The organism is Micromonospora sp. HM5-17, assembly GCF_003762835.1.
Taxonomy (GTDB): Bacteria; Actinomycetota; Actinomycetes; order Mycobacteriales; family Micromonosporaceae; genus Plantactinospora.
Map to the genome: position 1 here is coordinate 1 of NZ_RJWA01000027.1, position 3577 is coordinate 3577.

The 3577-nt window shown below is 71.7% G+C and carries 3 protein-coding genes and 1 pseudogene; 3 read left to right on the forward strand and 1 reads right to left on the reverse strand.

Features of this window, described 5'->3' with window-relative positions; translation table 11 throughout:
- Nucleotides 1-124 precede the first annotated feature (124 nt).
- The gene (locus EF879_RS26730) at nt 125-802 is read left to right on the forward strand and encodes an NADPH-dependent F420 reductase (protein ID WP_123563343.1); all 678 of its coding nucleotides are present in this window, start codon (nt 125-127) and stop codon (nt 800-802) included.
- Between the two features lie 70 nt (nt 803-872).
- Here EF879_RS26730 and EF879_RS26735 read toward each other — a convergent pair whose 3' ends face one another.
- The gene (locus EF879_RS26735) at nt 873-1445 is read right to left on the reverse strand and encodes a hypothetical protein (RefSeq protein WP_233604777.1); all 573 of its coding nucleotides are present in this window, start codon (nt 1443-1445) and stop codon (nt 873-875) included.
- A 187-nt stretch (nt 1446-1632) separates the two neighbouring features.
- Here EF879_RS26735 and EF879_RS26740 point away from each other — a divergent pair, with 187 nt between their 5' ends.
- Complete coding sequence (locus EF879_RS26740; RefSeq protein WP_123563345.1) at nt 1633-2820, forward strand: M20 family metallopeptidase; 1188 nt, start codon at nt 1633-1635, stop codon at nt 2818-2820.
- Nucleotides 2821-3337: 517 nt separating this feature from the next.
- Nucleotides 3338-3577 (forward strand): annotated as a pseudogene (locus EF879_RS27090) (hypothetical protein); the annotation flags it as partial.

The window sequence follows — 3577 nt, forward strand, 5'->3', positions numbered from 1 at the left end:
GTATTCCGACCTCGTTCGGGCTCGTCGCCCCGGGTGACCTCTTACGATGCCGGCTTCCGCCCCAGCCGGGCCTCGACGGCACATAACCGGAATGCGCCCGCCGACCCGGATGTTCGGGAAAGACATGACGACCATTGGACTGATCGGCAGCGGTCATATCGGCGGCACGGTCGCCCGGCTGGCGGTCGCCACCGGGTACGACGTGGTACTGAGCAACTCACGCGGTCCGGAGACCCTGACCGAGCTGGTGGCCGAGTTGGGACCACGTGCCCGGGCCGGCACGCCGGCCGAGGCCGCCGCGGCAGGCGACCTGGTGGTGGTGACCATCCCGCTGCGGGCGTACCGGTCGGTGCCGGTCGAGCCGCTCGCCGGCCGAATCGTGATCGACACCAACAACTACTACCCCGAGCGCGACGGGCGGTTCCCCGAACTCGACGAAGGCTCCACCACCAGCAGCGAGCTGCTGCAGCGACACCTGCCGACGGCGCGGGTGGTCAAGGGCTTCAACAACATCTTCTTCCGGCACCTCGGCGAACTGGCCCGGCCCTCCGGCGCCGCCGACCGTACGGCACTGCCCATAGCCGGTGACGAGGCGCAGGCCAAGGCGGCCGTGACCGAGTTCTTCGACGCGATCGGCTACGACACCGTTGACGCCGGTCCGCTCGCCGAGGGGTGGCGTTTCCAACCCGGCACTCCCGCCTACGGCACCCCGTACGGAGACGGACCGAACTTCTTTGAGGCGAAGGGCAGGCCGTTGGGCGTCGACGAACTCATGAGACTGCTGGCCGCGGCCCGACGCTGACCGGAGCGGTCACGGACCCGACGACGGTGCCGGTGGGAGCGCCGTTCGCGCTTGTCCCGGTGGGCCATCATCACCGGTCGTCCGCCGGGTCGTCCTGGGCCGGGCTGTCCGGAACGGTTGTTGCGAACAGGTCGACCTGTTCGGCGGCACGGATCTCGGTGCCGGAGTGCATGGGTGCCGGTCGGTGGGTCGCCGACGACCGAGAGTGCAGCCGCCCGACTCGGCCGGGACCGGGCCGGGACGAGACGTGGAGGGCAACCGTCGCGATCGGCGCCGGCGCCGGCTCGAGCCCACGCTCGCCCCAGCGCACCCAGATCGGAATCCGGCCCGCCTCCGCCTCCAACCGCAGCTTCTCGATCGTGCGCCGCCGGTCGGAGTGGTCGACCTCCACGACGACCGGCGCGCCGGCGGGGCGGGCGCAGCCGAGGTCCACGATGGACTTCCGGTGGGCGTACGGGGGCGGGAGTGGCATGACGCTCGCGGCCCGTCGGTACACCCGCCAGCCCTGGGCCATCGCCCAGGCAGCCACGGAGTCGATCAATAGGTTCGTGACCTCGTTCGTCGTCTGGTCCGTGAATGCCAGCCGCGCCAGCCACCCGGTCAGGTCGGCGGCGATCCGCGCGCCCTCCTCGGCGTGGTCCACGATCGGACGGTATCGCGCGGCGCGCACCGTCGCGAGGGCCGACGGGCCCGTCCGGGTCTAGCGCCTGACGTCGGCGTCGGGTGGATCGGACCACGTCCTGGCCTGTCGGAGGTCCACGCCGCATGGATAGCATCCTTCCTGCTCGGCGAGGATGTCCTGGCCGGCGGGACGACGATGGGGGCGGCGGATGAGCCTGCGCGAGGACGCGGCGGAGATTCAGGACGAACTGGTGGCGCTGCGTCGGGAACTGCACCAGATCCCGGAGCAGGGGCTCGACCTGCCGCGTACCCAGGAGCGGGTGCTGGCTGCGCTCGCGACGCTGCCGCTGGAGGTCACCACCGGTACGCGCCTGAGCTCCGTCACCGCGGTGCTGCGCGGTGGCCGGCCCGGCCCGGTGGTCCTGCTCCGCGGCGACATGGACGCGCTGCCGGTGACCGAGGAGACCGGGCTGGAGTTCAGGTCCCGGCATCCCGGCGTCATGCACGCCTGCGGACACGACCTGCACACCGCCGGACTCGTCGGGGCCGCCCGACTGCTCGCGGCCCGGCGCGCCGAGCTCGCCGGAGACGTGGTCTTCATGTTCCAGCCCGGTGAGGAGGGCTACGACGGCGCCGGTCACATGATCGCGGAAGGGGTGCTGGAGGCCGCCGGACGTCCGGTGGCGGCGGCGTACGGGTTGCACGTTCTGTCATCGATCCTGGACCGTGGGGTCTTCGCGTCTCGGCCCGGCCCCCTGATGGCCGCCTCCGCCGGACTCTTCGTCCGGGTCGTCGGCGCGGGTGGGCACGGTTCCCGCCCGGAGTCGGCGCTGGATCCCGTACCGGCGGCGTGCGAGATGGTCACCGCGCTGCAGACCATGCTGACCCGCCGGTTCAGTACCTTCGAGCCGGTGGTCATCACCGTCGGCACCTTCCACGCCGGCACCCGGCGGAACATCATCCCGGACGACGCGACCTTCGAGGCGACGGTGCGGACCTTCGACCCGGTGGTGAGCGAGCAGGTGGGGGCGTACGCGGTGCGGCTCTGCGAGCAGATCGCCGCCGCGCACGGCCTGCGGGCCGAGGCACGGTACGAGGCGGAGTACCCCGCGACCGTCAACGACGCCGCCGAGCACGAGTTCGTCGCGGCCACCGTCCGGGAGGTCTTCGGCGAGGCGCGCTTCACCCAGCTCCCGCACCCGATGACCGGCTCCGAGGACTTCTCCCGGATCCTGGACCGGGTGCCCGGGGCGTTCGTGTTCCTCGGCGCCTGTGCGGGCGACGACCCGGAGACGGCGCCCGCCAACCACTCGCCCCGGGCGGCGTACGACGACAGCGTCCTCGCCGACGGGGCGGCTCTCCTGGCCGAGCTGGCGATCCGCCGACTCAGCCGGTAGGGGCTCTGCCTCCGCGGCTCGGCCAGGAGCCCGTGGACGGTCCACTGTCGACGGCTGGGAACGACGGCCCGGATACCCGGTACCGGCGCGCTGACCGGAGCGGTATCGGCGTTCGTCACCGTTGCGCCGGATCGTGACCGTCGGGTGAGGGCGGCACCACCGACGGGGCAGGACGGCCTGGCGGGGCGTCGAGATCGTCCGTTGTCGGGCCGGTGTGTCGGTGTGACGGGTTCGGGTTGGCGGTCGGGGTCGGTGCGGGGGAATGATGGGCGGCCGGCGGTCGTTACATGGTGGGTACGGCCGAGTAGCACCGTCGCTGGCCTGGGCTGGTGGCGAGGTGGCCCGGGAATGATCGCGGGCCCGCGGTCGTTACATGGAGTGTTCGCCTGAGCGCCACCCCCATGGCGCCCGGCGTTTTCTGGTCCCCGGGACGGCTGGTCCTGGTGCGGGCCGAATGTCCATTGATGCCCCGCCCGCGTGGGTGGGGTGTTCACCCCCGAATGGAAGGAAAACCATCGTGAAGATGACCATGTTCCGATGGCTTCCGGCTGTCACGCAGGCTTCTGTGGTTCGTCAGGGTGCGCTGGGTCTTGCCGGCCTGGCGGTTGCCGGTGGTGTGGTCGCTGGTCCGGCTGTGGCCGCGCAGGCTGCGGTCGAGCATCAGCCGCACGGTGTGGCGTCGATGTCGGTGACCGCGGACAAGGACAGGGCGGACAAGGGCACGGCGGGTAAGCCGTCGCGGGAGAAGCTGGTTCCG